At 63.1% G+C, this 15,612-nt stretch carries 12 protein-coding genes; 7 read left to right on the top strand and 5 right to left on the bottom strand.

What is annotated here, in order from left to right; translation table 11 throughout:
• Positions 1-132: 132 nt before the first annotated feature.
• The 4 genes from NSQ78_RS17115 to NSQ78_RS17100 all read left to right on the top strand — a co-directional run bounded on the left by NSQ78_RS17115 (position 133) and on the right by NSQ78_RS17100 (position 5,000).
• The gene (locus NSQ78_RS17115; protein WP_005410804.1) at positions 133-810 is read left to right on the top strand and encodes a response regulator transcription factor; all 678 of its coding nucleotides are present in this window, start codon (positions 133-135) and stop codon (positions 808-810) included.
• Positions 773-2,143 carry a HAMP domain-containing sensor histidine kinase gene (locus NSQ78_RS17110; RefSeq protein ID WP_049466038.1) on the top strand — a complete coding sequence of 457 codons (1,371 nt, stop codon included), beginning with the start codon at positions 773-775 and terminating at the stop codon, positions 2,141-2,143. The genes NSQ78_RS17115 and NSQ78_RS17110 overlap by 38 nt, the downstream gene beginning before the upstream one ends.
• Positions 2,144-2,682: 539 nt before the next feature.
• Positions 2,683-3,069, top strand: coding sequence for a hypothetical protein (locus tag NSQ78_RS17105; protein ID WP_064239081.1), 387 nt, complete (start codon positions 2,683-2,685; stop codon positions 3,067-3,069).
• A gap of 1,334 nt (positions 3,070-4,403) precedes the next feature.
• Positions 4,404-5,000, top strand: a complete 597-nt coding sequence (locus NSQ78_RS17100; protein ID WP_149901977.1) for a hypothetical protein — start codon at positions 4,404-4,406, stop codon at positions 4,998-5,000.
• A gap of 815 nt (positions 5,001-5,815) precedes the next feature.
• Here the strand turns inward: NSQ78_RS17100 and coaE are convergent.
• From coaE to NSQ78_RS17085, 3 genes are read right to left on the bottom strand one after another with little or no spacing between them, the layout of a single operon-like run.
• Positions 5,816-6,427 carry a dephospho-CoA kinase gene (gene coaE / locus NSQ78_RS17095; RefSeq protein ID WP_064239079.1) on the bottom strand — a complete coding sequence of 204 codons (612 nt, stop codon included), beginning with the start codon at positions 6,425-6,427 and terminating at the stop codon, positions 5,816-5,818.
• Between the two features lie 11 nt (positions 6,428-6,438).
• Positions 6,439-7,302 (bottom strand): A24 family peptidase, encoded by an 864-nt coding sequence (locus NSQ78_RS17090; protein WP_064239078.1) that lies wholly within the window; start codon positions 7,300-7,302, stop codon positions 6,439-6,441.
• A gap of 3 nt (positions 7,303-7,305) precedes the next feature.
• Positions 7,306-8,565 carry a type II secretion system F family protein gene (locus tag NSQ78_RS17085; protein ID WP_064239077.1) on the bottom strand — a complete coding sequence of 420 codons (1,260 nt, stop codon included), beginning with the start codon at positions 8,563-8,565 and terminating at the stop codon, positions 7,306-7,308.
• A gap of 354 nt (positions 8,566-8,919) precedes the next feature.
• Here NSQ78_RS17085 and NSQ78_RS17080 point away from each other — a divergent pair, with 354 nt between their 5' ends.
• The 3 genes from NSQ78_RS17080 to pilB all read left to right on the top strand — a co-directional run bounded on the left by NSQ78_RS17080 (position 8,920) and on the right by pilB (position 12,267).
• Positions 8,920-9,348: a pilin gene (locus NSQ78_RS17080; protein WP_149901976.1), complete on the top strand. Its 429-nt coding sequence runs from the start codon at positions 8,920-8,922 to the stop codon at positions 9,346-9,348.
• 194 nt (positions 9,349-9,542) lie between these two features.
• A complete protein-coding gene (locus NSQ78_RS17075; RefSeq protein ID WP_064239075.1) occupies positions 9,543-10,376 on the top strand; it encodes a sterol desaturase family protein in 834 nt (277 codons plus the stop codon).
• A gap of 160 nt (positions 10,377-10,536) precedes the next feature.
• Entirely contained in the window at positions 10,537-12,267 is a 1,731-nt protein-coding gene (gene pilB / locus NSQ78_RS17070) for a type IV-A pilus assembly ATPase PilB (protein WP_053506935.1), read from the top strand.
• Between the two features lie 94 nt (positions 12,268-12,361).
• On the opposite strand, the gene NSQ78_RS17065 is transcribed toward pilB, so the two are convergent.
• Positions 12,362-13,735: a sigma-54 dependent transcriptional regulator gene (locus NSQ78_RS17065; protein WP_049471425.1), complete on the bottom strand. Its 1,374-nt coding sequence runs from the start codon at positions 13,733-13,735 to the stop codon at positions 12,362-12,364.
• Positions 13,736-13,789: 54 nt separating this feature from the next.
• A complete protein-coding gene (locus NSQ78_RS17060) occupies positions 13,790-15,403 on the bottom strand; it encodes an ATP-binding protein (protein ID WP_049471427.1) in 1,614 nt (537 codons plus the stop codon).
• Positions 15,404-15,612: the final 209 nt, after the last annotated feature.

The following is a 15,612-nucleotide window of genomic DNA, read 5'->3' as shown; positions in this document are numbered from 1 at the left end:
GCCCCGTCGGTACGAAATGTTAAGAATGGAACCTGTATCGTTCAGCAGGTAGACGTCGCGTCCACCCGCACAGGGGCATCCTGAGCGGGTGGGCCTGGCCCCCCGACGACCCTTCAAGAACCAGAGGTCCCAGTGCGCATTCTCGTAATCGAAGACAACAGCGACATCGCCGCCAACCTTGGCGACTACCTTGAGGATCGTGGTCATACCGTGGACTTCGCCGCCGACGGCGTGACCGGCCTGCATCTGGCCGTGGTCCACGAGTTCGACGCCATCGTGCTGGACCTGAACCTGCCGGGCATGGATGGCATCGAAGTGTGCCGCAAGCTGCGCAACGAAGCGCGCAAGCAGACCCCGGTACTGATGCTGACCGCCCGCGACTCCCTGGACAACAAGCTGGCCGGTTTCGATTCCGGTGCCGATGACTACCTGATCAAGCCGTTCGCGCTGCAGGAAGTGGAAGTGCGCTTGAACGCGCTGTCGCGCCGCGGCAAGGGCGTGCAGACCCGCGTGCTGGAAACCGGCGACCTGGAATACAACCTGGACACGCTGGAGGTGCGTCGCCAGGGCAAGCTGCTGCAGCTCAACCCGACCGCGCTGAAGATCCTGCAGGCCCTGATGGAAGCCGCGCCGGCCGTGGTCACCCGCCAGGAGCTGGAGACCCGCGTCTGGGGCGAAGAGCTGCCCGACTCGGATTCGCTGCGCGTCCATATCCACGGCCTGCGTGCAGTGGTCGACAAGCCGTTTGAAGTGCCGCTGATCCAGACCCGCCATGGCATCGGATACCGCATCGCCACCCCGGAAGCCTGATTCCGTGGCAACCAAGGGGGAGCGCCGGCGTTCGCCGTACCGGCGGCGCCTGCGCAGCCGCATCATCGTCTCGTTCGTGTTGTTGGGCTTCTGCCTGACGACACTGTTCGCGTTCGCCACCAACTGGGCCCGCATGCGTGTGGAAAACCAGCTGGTCGAAGACGTGATGAACCGCAACATCAACGAGTACGTGCGGCGGTTCTACGAGAGCCCCGACCGCAACCCCGACCTGCCCGTGCAGCAGATGCGTGCGCGCCTGGTCAAGCCTGACAAGTTCGAGGCGTTGCGCGAAGAAGAGCCGGATTGGGCCGCGCTGCCCGATGGCAATCACAACATCTCTGGCGTGGACGAGCGCGGGCAACCTTATGCGTACAAGCTGGCCGTGCGCAAAACACCCGACGCCTGGGCGTTCCTGGCCTACGACATGACCGACAGCGTGCGCGGTGGGCAGCAGCTCAACCGCGCGCTGGTGCTGTCGGTGCTGGTGTTCAGCCTGCTGTCGCTGGTGCTGGGCTGGTGGTCAGCATCGAAGGTGATGAAGCCGGTCTCGGACCTGGCCGCGCGGTTGCGCGCCTATCGCGGCGGCACCAGCGAGCCCGAGCCGCTGGCGCCGCGTTTCCCCGATGACGAAGTGGGGCAGCTGGCGCAGGCGCTGGATGACTATTCGTCGCGGCTGACCGAAGTGGTGCAGCGCGACCGTGAATTCAATGCCGACGTCAGCCACGAGCTGCGCACGCCGCTGGCGGTGATCCGTGGCGCCACCGAGCTGCTGCTGACCCGGCCCGGCCTGGATGAGAAGGTGCTGCAGCGTCTGCAGCGCATCCAGCGTGCCGAACAGCAGTGCAGTGACCTGATCGGCGCGCTGCTGCTGCTGTCGCGCAACGAACGCGGGCAGGGCACCAGCAACGTCGCCCGCGTGGCCGAACAACTGCTGGATGCGCACCGCGCACAGCTGGGCGGCAAGCCGCTGGAGCTGGTACTGGAAGGCGAGCGCAACCTGGTGATCGATGCGCCGGAGGCGGCGTTGTCGGTGGCGCTCGGCAACCTGATCGGCAACGCGGTGAAATACTCGCAGGATGGCGAGGTGCGCGTCTTTGTCGGCAGCAATTCGGTGTCGGTGACCGACAGCGGCCCGGGCCTGAGCGAAGAGGACGCCGCCAAGCTTTTCCAGCGCGGCTATCGCGGTACGCACGCCGGTCATTCGCAGGGCGGTGGCATCGGCCTGTCGATCGTCAGCCGCCTGTGCGATCTGTATGGCTGGCAGGTCAGCGTGCGCCCCGGTGGCGAGCGTGGCGTGATCGCCACGCTGACGTTCTCGCCGAAGCCGTTGTAAGGGCCCTTACATTGGTGGGGGCTCCACTTGTAGAACCGAGCCTGCGCTCGGCTGCCGTGGCTTCCCGGAGCCGAGCATGGGCTCAGTTCTGCAGCGGGTTCGTGTCGCGTCCTGTGTCGCTTGTGCCATCGAATTAACTTCGTAGACGTGATGGGCCAGAAGCCCAACGCGACATCACCGTGATCGCCGCCACGCCGCGCGCGTGTCCGCATGCACGTATTCGTGCCCTCAGCGGCGGCTTGAGAATTTCCTTACAGATCACAGCGCTACGTGATGGCCAGATGGGGCGGCCGGGGCAGGTGCCCTGGCCGGGATTGGCGTCCTGAAAAAAACCTTCAACTCAAGCGCTCCGGGTGGGCTGCGGCTCATCATGGAAAATGCACCGCCTGCCTTGTTTCGGCGGATGGTGCGTGGGGATTCATCAGAATCCGCTGGAGTCTTTTTCCTCGCGCTTGAGTTGTTGGGTCTCCGGTACGCCAACCCGCACCGTCCGCCACCTCGCATCCGCAGGTGGCTCGTCGTCTGCGAGGAGATTCACCATGTCCGCACGCCCCTTGTTCCCCCAACTGCATGCCCTGATCGGCGAAGCCGCTGACCTGCTGCCGGCCGACGTCGCCGAGCGCATCGAAACCCTGCTCGACGATCCGAAGGACCTGCTGCCCGCGCTGTTGGCCCGCATGGATGGCCGCGACGCAGCCGACGGGCGGCGATTGGAAGCAGAGGGCCTCAGCCCTGCCCAGGCGGCCACCATGGCCGGCCTCAGCCGCACCCTGGCCGGCTTGAATGCACTCATGCAGGTGCTGCACGCCGCCGAAGCCGCCCGCGAACAGGGCGGCGCCCACCAGCGACTCAGCCCGGATGTGGTCGACGGATTGCTGCTTGGCGCCCGGGAACTGGCCCGTTATGCCCGCCTGCAGCTGGAGTAGGTCCACGCAATGCGTGGATGCGCGAGCTGCTGCCGCAACTGCCTTGGGTCGCGCGTACGCTATTTGTAGTCCGCTTGCGGCGCGCTTCGCGCGCTGCTTGGGGGGCGCAAACTGCTGTTATGTCGTGCTACCCCTGACGATGCGCAGATGCGATGAACTCGCTTGCCACGATGAGGCGGGAGGAGATTGCAGCTCAATTGCCACAATCCAATGCTCTGCGTCTGGATGCGGCACCCAGCTTTCACAGGAAGCGTCTCCTGTGTAGAGTCTGAAGGAAGCTGTGTACAGACCATCAGAGGGCTGCTTGGACTTGCGCGCGCTCTTACAGCGTTGCTTTCTTTCGCTTTTTTCCACAGGGAGGTGGTTGTGGCGGTTCTGTGTTTAGATTCGACCGGATGCGCGCTAGCCGCAACGACGCGACAGACCTCCGCGGGCGCCTCATTGAAAGATCGGGTTGCGCATCCATGCCGGACTGCAACGGCTTTCGGATTTCCTGACTTGATCCCGATGCTAGGTGGGATCTTCTCACTCAATGCAGACGCTCAGGAGCGGGTAACGAGAGACTGCTACGAAAGGTATTTCTCAAGGCCTTATGAGGCGGATGCCGAGCTTCGGTGGGGGCTCTCCCATTCAACTATGAAATTGGTGCGGTCTCGTCAGCGAGAATCGGTGGACAAAGGAGATGGGATGCCAAGGCGAGTTACGTCATAGGGCAAAGCAGTCTCTTGGCAACTTGCGTCAGATGGAGTAGCTGCGGATGCCCTTAGAGTCCATATTCGAATTGCTTTGTGTATTGGCGGTCGTGATGCTAGTAATCGCGATCGCTTCAAGGCTTATTCTTGTTTGTGAGTTAAAAAGAAATTCCCCGGAGCTGTGGATCTCACTTGGGAGGCCTGCGATTCTGGAGCGGGATCACTTGATGCGGAAGTATCCATTTTGTGGGTGGCAGCGGGTGTTCAGGGTGGCTTCTGCTGGCCGAAGGTTGCTTCTTGCGGTGTTCTGGTTGTCATTCTCGACTTATTTCGTCGTGCTGATTCCGTTGGTCTGCATTTGGGTCACTCGGTGACGGTGCTGGTCTCTGGCTGGATTCTTAATTGAGTGTTGATTCAGGCCCGCCCTGTTGAATGCCGAGCTGAAGGGCAACATCATGGTCATCGTTGTTCGCCGCACCATTTCCCCGGTGCCGACTACCGTGCGCGGCGGGCCTGAGTGATGGTGATCTGGTAGATATAGGGCGTTCGTATGATTTGCTGCTCTGTTCGTGGAAGTCACCAATCATCGGTGGAAGTGATGAATCCTGAGACTGAAGTGAAATTGACGGCTTTGGTAGCTGGTTGTACGAGCTGTGGGTTGATGGTGCATCTGTCGCGCGAAGTGAGCTGGATGCTGCGGATGGTCTGATCAGGAAAGTCATTGATTGTCGAGGTGCGGTAAGCCTGACAGAGTCGACCCATCAGTCTCTTGAGATCGATGTGCGAGTTCGGATTGGCGAGGGGGCGAGGGCGTGTCTAAACCTCTCTTCCGCAGCCTTTGAAAAGATGGCATCTATATCTGCCTCATTGAATTTTGATCCCGAGTTGACTGGAGACGGCGGCGCGGATGAATTGGAATTGGAGGAGGAAAGTGCTCCATCGACGCGACCTGAGCTGGTTGTCGTTCTCGTTGGTGAATCTCCTGTAAGTGGTGAAGAAGTCATCCTTTCCAGAGTCGAGCGCCAGCAGTACAGAGCTGGCGACATCCAGGGGGGAGTTCATGAAGCGTTGCAGCGTGGCCTTGAGAGGGTGGAGGGTGAGGCGAAGGTGTGGGCGCTGGAGGTGGGAGTACGCCTATCGAGTCAGCGCGGGGTGTGGCCGGGTTTCAATCTTTCTTGTGACGTGATCAGACTGATGGCGTCTAGTGGAGTCTCATTGGATTTCGATCCGTATGTCTAGCTCGATCCTGTTGGTGGCCGACAATGGAGATCCGAATCGGCCGCCCCGTATGGCGCTATCCGAAGGCATGCTTGAGCTCGAAGCCCGCTCTGATCTCGTCGACATTCATGGACTTTCCTGAGTGCTTCCTATGAACTACCCACATGGGGAAAAGGTGTTACTTGGCGACACCGTTGATCTTGGTGGCGGAACGCGCGGGATCGTGGTTGCCGTGATCGATGATGAGTCTTATGCAGTTGGCTTTTCCGCGGAAGAGTGGCGGTACCTCGGACGAGGTGCGTTGTTGCGAGCGCCTGGATTCGGTCTACTGCACTGTGCAGACGCTGAGTACGACTTCACTTTGATCGAGCGAGGGCGATCAGGAATTCTTGAGCCGTAGAGCTGAGGAGCTTGATTCATCCCCCAAGAGATTGGGGTTCTTCGCGCCCATGGCAGAGTCTTTGGTGCGCACACAGGAAGATGGATGGTTGCCGTGCGTCTTTTCGGATGTCTCGTGGGTGTGCTGATGGTCGTCTATGGCATTGCAGTCATGGACGATGCACTGATTGGGACGGGTCCTTGCCGGGCCAACTGCGGTCTTTATAGCGCCTTGATTCGTTTGTTCGGGCAGTCGGCTTATAATAAGTTGATGGGATTTTCCTGGATTGTCGCGGGAGTGATGTTCACTTTTGCTTCCGTTGTGGTTTGGCATGGAAAAGGATCTGCGGAAAGGCGTAGACGGAAAAAGGGTCGCCCGGGCCGATCCAGATGAGTGGGTGAAATATCTCAGGAGATCCAAGTTGTGCGTGAAAACGGTTCCGCGCAATGCGGACCGCTCAACCCCCAGCCAACCCCAGATACCGCTCATGCAGCGCTTCCACCTGCGCCTGCAGGTCCTCGGGGTGGTCATCGTTGACCACCACATCATCGGCCAGTGCCAACCGCTGCGTGCGGCTGGCCTGGGCGGCGATCATCTTGTCGGCCAGCGCGGCGTCGATGCCGTCGCGCTGCATCAGCCGCGCGTGCTGCACCGCTTCGGGCGCATCCACGAGCAATACCCGGTCCAACCACGGGTAGGCCTGCCGCCCACCGACCTCGGTCAGCAGCGGGATGGCGGCAATCGCATAGGCACTGATGGCCTGCGCGCACTGCTGTTGCATCAGCAGGCGGATGGCCGGGTGGGTGATCGCTTCCAGCGCGGCCCGTTCGGTCGGGTCGGTGAAGACATGGGCCCGCAGGCGCGCCCGGTCCAGGCTGCCGTCCGCCAACAGCATGCCGGCGCCGAAGCGCTCGGCGATGCGGCCCAGAGCGGGGCTGCCGGCAGCGACCACTGCTCGGGCGGCAAGGTCGGCGTCGGCCACCACGATGCCGAGCGCCTCGAAGCGCCGGGTCACCTCGCTCTTGCCGGCGGCAATGCCGCCGGTCAGGCCAACCACATAGCGGCTCATGGGGATTCCCCTCAGCGCAGTCCGCTCATCACCAGGTACTGCTCCACCACGGGTGCGCCCCACATGAAGTACAGCCAGCCCGCGATGGCCAGATAGGGGCCGAACGGGATCGGCGTGGCGCGGTCACGGCCCCGGGTGTACAGCCAGATCGAACCGATGATGGCGCCCAGCACCGACGACAGCAGGATGATCGGCAGGATGCCCTTCAGCCCGCACCAAGCGCCGAGGGCGGCCAGCAGCTTGAAATCGCCGTGGCCCATGCCTTCCTTGCCGGTCAACTGCTTGAACAGCCACCAGACCATCCACAGCGACAGATAGCCCACTGCCGCGCCGACCAAGGCAGGCTTGGCCGGCATGTACAGGTTGTCGATGTTGCCTATCAGGCCCAGCCACATCAGTGGCAGGGTCAACTGGTCGGGCAGCAGCTGGGTGCGCAGGTCGATGCCGGACAAGGCGATCAGGAAGCAGGTCAGCACGATGGCGCCGAAGCCCTGCCAGCCGAAGCCGAACCGCCAGACGCAGGCCAGTACCAGCACCGAGGTCAGGGCCTCGACCAGCGGGTATTGCAGCGAGATCGGCGCCTTGCAGTGGCGGCACTTGCCCCCCTGGATGATCCAGCTGAACAGCGGGATGTTCTCGTACCAGCTCAGCTTGTGCTTGCAGTGCGGGCAGTGCGAGGGCTCGACCACGATCCCCGGTGGTGGGGGCTCGTAGAAGTCCGGTTCTTCCAGGACCTCGCGCGCATCGCGCTTCCACTGCCACTCCAGCCGCTTGGGCAGGCGCAGGATGACGACGTTGAGGAAACTGCCCAGCAGCAGCCCCAGGGCGGCCGCGGCGGGGTAGCCGAGGCCGGGATGCTGGTCGAGAAATGCCATTGATTATCCTACCGCTCCTGCGAGCTTGAAGATCGGCAGGTACATGCCGATCACGATGCTGCCGACGATTCCGCCAATGATGACCATGATGAAAGGTTCAAGCAGACTGCTCAATGCGTCCACGGCATTGTTGACTTCTTGCTCATAGTACTCGGCGACCTTGAACAGCATCGCGTCCAGAGCACCGGCCTCCTCGCCGATGCCGGTCATCTGGATGACCATATGAGGAAATAGGTTCAGCTGCTTCATGGCCATGTTCACGGGGTAGCCGACCGACACGTCGTCACGCATCCGCAGTACGGACTCTTCGTAGACCTTGTTGCCGGTCGCGCCGGCGACAATGCCCAACGCCTCCACCAAGGGCACGCCGGCCTTGAAGGTCACTGCAGTGGTACGTGCAAAGCGGGCAATTGAGCTGTTGTGCATGATCTGGCCGATCACTGGCACCCTCAGGATCAATCGGTCCATCGTGTGTTGCAGCTTCGGAGAGCGCTTGTAGGCTGCGATGAAGCCAATTATCGCCCCCACAAAAGTGAACAGGATCAGCCACCACCAAGACACCAAGAAGCGAGAAACGCCAACAATCAGCTGGGTGAAAGCGGGCAATTCGGCTCCGAAGCCTTTGAAGACATCTTCGAATTGAGGGACCACCCAGACAAGTAGGATGCCACTGACCAGGATGGCGACTGCCATGACCATGATCGGATAGAACAGCGCCTTCTTGATCTTGCCCTTGAGTGTTTCGATGTTCTCCTTGTAGTTGGCCACCGTGTCAAGCACGGTCTCCAATACGCCAGCGCCTTCGCCCGCGCGGACCAGGTTGCGATACAGTTCGTCGAACTGCACTGGATGTCTGCTGATCGCCTCATATAAGGATGAGCCGCCCTCGATATCGGCGCGGATCGTTCCGATCATCCTCTTCATCCGGAGGTTCTTGTGCCCTTCGCCAATGATCTCGAGTGAAGAGACGATAGGCACGCCCGACTTCATCATGGTTGCCATCTGGCGACTGAAGAAGGCAATGTCCTTCGGCGTAATCCTGCTGCCTGTGCTGCCGAAAATAGGCTTTGGCTTCGCCTTCACCGCTTTGGGTGTGATGCCCTGGCGTCTCAATTCTGCGCGCAACAGATTGGCGTTCTTTGCCATCTGCTCGCCTTTCATCTTCACACCCCGCTTGTCGGTCCCCTCCCATACAAACGGCTGCAGTTCCGTGGTGCTGCGCGCCACGGGTTCCTTCTTCATTGCACTGCCACTGACAGACATATCGGCTCCCCAAGACCCGCCATCCCCAGGCGGGTGTCTAGCTCAAGATGGTAGCCGGTTCAGGGCCGTCTGGGCAGCGGGAGAATGGTGGGCTGTGCGATTTCGTGCCGGTCGCTGACCAAAGGTGACGCACTGCGTCACATTGCCGCCTCCATCGCAGATTGGAGCACGGGGGGTTCCCATCCGCGAAATTGCTGCCATCATTGGTGCGGGGAAATCCAGGGGGAGGCGTGCCGGGGTTGGCACGCAACCTGCGTTGAACCACCCGCAGGGGCCAGGGCCCGCTCAACCGGCCATGGGCCGGGTCGAACCTGTCCGCTGACATCAACCACCACCATCTTGGGGATGTACCAAATGAAGAACCAGAAGGGCTTCACCCTTATCGAACTGATGATCGTCGTTGCGATCATCGCCATTTTGGCTGCGATTGCGATCCCGGCCTATCAGGACTACGTCGTTCGTTCGCAGGCGGCTTCCGCCCTGGCTGAGATTACCCCCGGCAAGGTCGGCTTCGAACAGGCGACCAACGAAGGCAAGACTCCGTCGACCACCGCAACCGATGCGGGCTTCATCGGCGTTGCTGCCAGCACCTCCTACTGCAATGTGGCCGTGACTGCCACGACCATTGCCTGCACCACTAAGAACGGCAACGCTACCAAGTTCAACACCAAGAACATTACGTGGACCCGCGATGCCAACAGCGGCCTGTGGTCCTGCTCCACCAGCCTCGACGCGAAGTATCGTCCGGGCCAGTGTGGTGCCGCCGCCGCTCCGGCGCCGTAATCGGTTGCCGCGCTGACTGAGACAACAAGAGCCCCGCACTGCGGGGCTCTTGCTTTGTAGGGGAGCCGTTAGGGGGGGGGCAATCGCTGCTGGGAATTGATGTCGTTGGCCGCGCAGATTCCGATGTCCTCGACTCAAGGTGGCTTCCGAGTAGTGTCACAACAGGGGAGGGCTGTCGAATGATCGGTCCGGGGTTGAACTTCGACGTTGCCGCACAGTTCCAGAGCGCTATATCCGGGCTCCTTCCGGAGATAGGAGCATTCCTGCTATTGGCCGCGATCGTCAATCGCAACGATCTTGTGGGCGTTGTGCGCCGTTTACTGCCTGCCGGGTGCCATGTCAACGTCTTTTCTTTTCTGCTAGACGCGCTGCTGGTTGCGCCGCTTCTGGGGATGGCTATGGTGTTGATGCAACGTTCAGTCGCATGGACCTGGACCGGGGCACTGGACGCGATGTGGGCTGAATTTCCAAAGTGGCTGCTGCTCCTAGTGGTGCTCTTTGTTGGGGATGCAATCGGCTACTTCCGACACAGGCTCGAGCACTGTAAGTGGCTATGGCTGTTTCACGAGATGCACCACAGTGATCGAAGGATGACTTGGTTCTCTCTCTACCGTTTTCATCCCATCAACCGTTTGACAACGGTATTCATCGATATGGGAGCGCTTCTGCTCTTCGGTTTCCCGCTGTGGGTCATCTTTATGAACGCGCTCCTGCGTCATTACTATGGCTTGTTCATTCACGCGAACCTGCCATGGACCTATGGCGCCTTGGGTCGCTTATTCGTGTCGCCCGCGATGCATAGATGGCATCACGTGCGCACCGGGGAAGGGGTGGGTAGCAATTTCGCCACAGTGTTCTCGGTGTTTGACCAGTGGTTTGGTACTTGGTATGTGCCCTCTTCGTGCGGCGCACCTCTGGGTGTGACCGGTGGCGGTCACGATTCCTTCTTGCATCAGATCTTCAGTCCCTTCGCTCGCTTGTTTAGATTGAGGCGTCCCTCCGGTGTCGGGAGCGATGCGGTTCCGTAGGCAACCGGGGAGGTTGGGGCGAAGGCTCGTCATAGTGCGCTCTCTGGCTGCACCAGCAATGGACTATCCTCTTCAAGGTGGGGCGTGCCGGGAAGCATGATTCACGGGTGCAAGGTACAAAATTCGATATCACAGGCGTTGATAGGCAAGAGACCAGTAGATGAACACCGTAACCACCGCCAATCTCGTCGGCATCACCGGCCTGGCCCGTCGCCTGGTCCAGGATGGCGCCCTGGACGAGGCTTCTGCCCGTGACGCCATGGCCAAGGCCGCTGCGGCCCGCCAGCCGCTGCCGACCTGGTTCGCGCAGAACAAGGTGGTCGGGGCGGCCCAGTTGGCGGCCGCCAACGCGGTCGAGTTCGGCATGCCGCTGTTCGACGTGTCCACGTTCGACGCCAGCCAGAACGCAATGAGCCTGGTCAGCGAGGAACTGCTGCGCAAGCACAACGTGCTGCCGCTGTTCAAACGCGGCGGCAAGCTGTTCGTGGGCACCAGCAATCCGACCCATTCGCTGGACGAGATCAAGTTCCACACCAACCTGGTGGTGGAGCCGATCCTGGTGGATGAAGACCAGATCCGCCGCACGCTCGAGCAGTGGCATGCCAGCCATGACACGCTGGGCGACGCGCTGGGCGGTGACGACGATGGCATTGGCAACCTGGATGTGTCCGGCGGTGACGAGGACATTTCCGGGGGCGGTGACTCCGGCATCGACGCCAAGGGCGACGACACCCCGGTGGTGAAGTTCGTCAACAAGGTGCTGGTGGACGCGATCCGCAAGGGCGCCTCGGACATCCACTTCGAGCCCTATGAAGACGACTACCGCGTGCGCCTGCGCATTGATGGCCTGCTGAAGATGGTCGCGCGCGCGCCGGTGAAGCTGAACCAGCGTATCGCCGCACGCCTGAAGGTGATGGCGCAGCTGGACATCGCCGAGAAGCGCGTGCCGCAGGACGGACGCATCAAGCTCAACCTGTCCAAGACCAAGCAGATCGACTTCCGCGTGAGCACCCTGCCGACCCTGTTCGGCGAGAAGGTGGTGCTGCGTATCCTGGACGGCAGCGCGGCCAAGCTGGGCATCGACAAGCTGGGGTACGAGCCGGACCAGCAGAAGCTGTTCCTGGACGCCATCCACAAGCCCTACGGCATGGTGCTGGTGACCGGCCCGACCGGTTCGGGCAAGACGGTGTCGCTGTACACCGCGCTGGGCATCCTCAACGACGAGACGCGTAACATCTCCACCGCCGAAGACCCGGTGGAAATCCGCTTGCCCGGCGTCAACCAGGTGCAGCAGAACAACAAGCGCGGCATGACCTTCGCCGCGGCACTGCGCTCGTTCCTGCGACAGGACCCGGACATCATCATGGTCGGCGAAATCCGCGACCTGGAGACGGCCGAGATCGCGATCAAGGCGGCCCAGACCGGCCACATGGTGCTGTCCACGCTGCATACCAACGATGCGCCGCAGACCATCGCGCGCCTGATGAACATGGGCATTGCGCCGTACAACATCACCAGTTCGGTGACGCTGGTGATTGCCCAGCGCCTGGCGCGCCGGTTGTGCAACAACTGCAAGCGCCCGGCCAACCTGCCGGAGCACGCGCTGCTGGCTGAAGGCTTCACCCAGGCGCAGCTGGATGCGGGTATCGAACTGTACGAGGCGGTCGGCTGTGACGAATGCACCGAGGGCTACAAGGGCCGTACCGGTATCTACCAGGTGATGCCGATGACCGACGAGATCGCCACGATCGTGCTGGCCGGTGGCAATGCGTTGCAGATTGCCGAGGCCGCGCAGCAGATCGGGGTGAACGACCTGCGCCAGTCGGCGTTGAAGAAGGCGGCGGCCGGGATCACCAGCCTGGCCGAGATCAACCGCGTTACCAAGGATTGAGGTCGATCCACGCCATGCGTGGATGCCGCGATGCATGAGGTTGCCGGCCAGCGGCCGGCACTACCCGTTGGTGGGCCCGCGTCGGGCCCTGTCCTTACTCCATCCCCAGCTTCTTCAGCTTGTAGCGCAGCGCGCGGAAGGTGATGCCCAGCTGCGCGGCGGTGCGGGTCTTGTTCCAGCGGTTTTCTTCCAGCGCGCGCTGGATGGCGCTGCGCTCGAGTTGTTCGATGTACGAGGGCAGGGCGGCGCTGCCGGGTTGCAGGTCCACCACGGCTTCGGCGGGCGCTGCGCTGCCGGGCGTGCGCGGGGCATGCTGCGGCAGGCGCAGGTCGTCGGCGCCGATGCAATCTTCCTCGGCCAGTGCCAGCGCGCGTTCCAGGATGTTCTCCAGTTCGCGCACGTTGCCGGGGAAGGCGTACTGGGCCAGCGCGTCCAACGCCGACGGCGCCAGCAGCGGCGTCGGGCGGCCATGGCTGCGGGCCAGCCGAGCTAGCACCGATGCGGCCAGTTCCGGCAGGTCCTGGCGACGCTCGCGCAGCGGCGGCACCCTCAGTTCGATCACGTTGATGCGGTAGTAGAGGTCGTGGCGGAAGCGCCCGTCCTCGACCAGTTCGGCCAGGTCCTTGTGGGTGGCCGAGAGGATGCGCACGTCCACCGGTTCTTCGGTGGCAGCGCCCACCGCGCGCACCGACTTCTCCTGGATCGCGCGCAGCAGCTTCACCTGCATCTGCAGGGGCAGCTCGGCAACTTCGTCGAGGAACAGGGTGCCGCCGTGCGCGGCCTGGAACAGCCCGGGCTTGTCGGCGTGGGCGCCGCTGAAGCTGCCCTTGCGGTGGCCGAAGAACTCACTCTCCATCAGCTCGCCGGGAATGGCGCCGCAGTTGACCGGCACGAACGGGCCGGCCGCGCGGGCGCCCTGGGCGTGGATGGTGCGTGCGACCAGCTCCTTGCCCACGCCGGATTCGCCGAGGATGTAGACCGGCGCCTGGCTGCGCGCGACCTTGCCGATGGTGGTACGCAGCACGTCCATGGCCGGCGAATCGCCGAGCAGGCGTGCGCCCTGTTCGGCGGCGGGGCCGGGCGCGGGGCGCTCGGTGTTGTTCAGTTCCAGCGCGTGCTTGACCAGGCCGCGCAGCACGGCGATGTCCACCGGCTTGCTGACGAAGTCGAAGGCGCCGGCTTTCAGCGCTTCCACGGCCAGGTCCATGCTGCCGAAGGCGGTGATCATCGCCACCGGCGTGCGCGGGTAGTGGTGGGCGATCTCGCTGACCAGCTCGATGCCGTTGCCGTCCGGCAGGCGCATGTCGGTGATGCACAGGTCGTACGGATTGCTGGCCAGCAGTTCGCGCGCTTCGGCAAGGTTGGCTGCCGTACTGATGCGCAGCCCCATGCGGCCGAGCGTCAGTACCAGCAGTTCGCGGATGTCGCGTTCGTCGTCGACGACGAGGGCGCTGCGGGTTTCGTTCATGGGCGGAGAAGATAAACGAGGGGGCTGGAAGCGACAAATGTTTGACGCACGGAATCAGCTCGGCAGCAGGGTATGCGGGCCGGGAAGCACCAGGCGGAAGCAGGAGCCACCGGCCGGAACCGGGATGTAGTCAAGCCGCGCCTGGTTGGCCCGGCACAGCTCGCGGGCGATGTACAGGCCCAGCCCGGTGCCGTGCTCGGAGGTGGTGAAGAAGGGCCGGAACAACTGTGCGGCCACACTCTCGGGAATGCCGGGGCCACGGTCCATCACGTCGATGACCGCACTGCGCTCGTGCTGCGCCACGCGCAGGCGCACCCGTGCCGGCTGCTGGCCGATGCGGCCATATTTGAGCGCGTTGTGCACCAGCACGGTCAGCACCTGGTAGAGGTGCTTGGTGTCGACCTGGGCCAGCACCGAGGTGTCACTGATGATCGGCTCGATGCTGTCGGTCTCCAGCGTCTGACCCTGCTTGTACTCCAGCACGAAGCGGCGCACGAAGGCGGCCAGGTCGACGTTCTCGGGCGTGGCGCGCTCGCGCCGGGCCAGGCCCAGCACGCTTTCGACGATGCCGTTGGTGCGCTGGCACTGCTGGCGGATGATCTGCAGCAGGCGGCGGTCGCTTTCGTTGAAGCCGGTGCCTTCTTCCAGCAGTTGCACCGCGTAGTTGATCGCGGCCAGTGGGTTGCGGATCTCGTGGGCAAGGCTGGCCGAGAAGCGACCCATCGCCGACAGGGTGAGCGATTCGGCGCGGCGCGAGACCACGCTGGAGTCGTCCAGGAACACCAGGGCCAGGTCGCTGCCGGCCAGCAGGCGGGCAAAGCGCGGCTGCACTTCGGGCTGGTCGGGGTTGAGTTGCAGCGGCAGTTCGTCCTGCGCCCAGCCGTTGCGCCAGCGCTGCAGCCGGCGGGCGAGTTCCGGGGCGGCGCTGGCCAGGTCCAGGCGGCCGCTTTCGCCGCTGCCGTCGCTGTCACCGAGCAGCATCGAGGCGGCCTCGTTGGCCAGGGTGACGCGGTTGTCGGCGTCGACCACCAGCACGCCGGTGCGCATGCGGCGGATGATCAGCTCGTTGATCTGGAACAGGTTGGCCACTTCGTCGCCGCGCTGGTTGGCCAGTTGCTGGTTGCGGCGCGCGCGGCTGCCGACCTGGTAGCTGATGAAGGCCAGGGCCAGGTAGCTGGTCGCGAACATGGCCAGTTCGGCCAGGGTACGGGTGGGGTCGCCGCCTTCCAGCAGCTTCCAGGTGTATTCGACGCCGGTGGCGAGGCTGGCGGCCAGCGCCAGGCCCAGCCCCAGGCTGAGCGGGAGCAGGGTGGCGGCGGCGGCGATGTTGAACAGCAGCGACATCGAGATGCCGGCGCTGGCACCGGGCAGGGCATGTGACAGCAGGGTGGCGGCGACGATGTCCACCAGCACGCCGCTGACCACGATCGGGCGCAGCCAGCGTTCGTTGCGGCCGATCACCAGCGCCAGCAGCGACAATCCCAGGTAGATCGCCGCGACGGTGTCGGCCAGCCGCGGGTGGTGCGCTTCGCCGACCATGGCCGACAGCGGGCTGTAGAGCAGGGCGGCGATGACCGAGGCGATCAGCACCCGGTACAGCGCGAAGAAATACAGCTCACGCCGCGGAATCGATTCGATGCGGTCGATCAATGAAGCACTGGGTGACACGCCGGAACTCCCCTTCTGGCTGCCTGGGTCTGGAATCTGCGGCGGGCCTGCCCGGCGTCCCCTGAGGCCGGACGGGCACGTCGCTTCGATGTGGCCCGGGGTAAACGCGGCCGAGCAACCCCGACGCGACACACCCTGGCTGACCAGTATAGGGCCCCCGGCAGGACGCCGCCGGCGCGGTTCGGATCGCGCATTTGGCCCGGGATGGA

The sequence above is a fragment of the Stenotrophomonas sp. FSL W7-1447 genome, from assembly GCF_037966425.1.
In the GTDB taxonomy this organism is placed as follows: domain Bacteria; phylum Pseudomonadota; class Gammaproteobacteria; order Xanthomonadales; family Xanthomonadaceae; genus Stenotrophomonas; species Stenotrophomonas pavanii.
The sequence above is the reverse complement of the archived record's forward strand: the minus strand, read 5'-3'. Positions and strand labels throughout refer to the sequence as shown.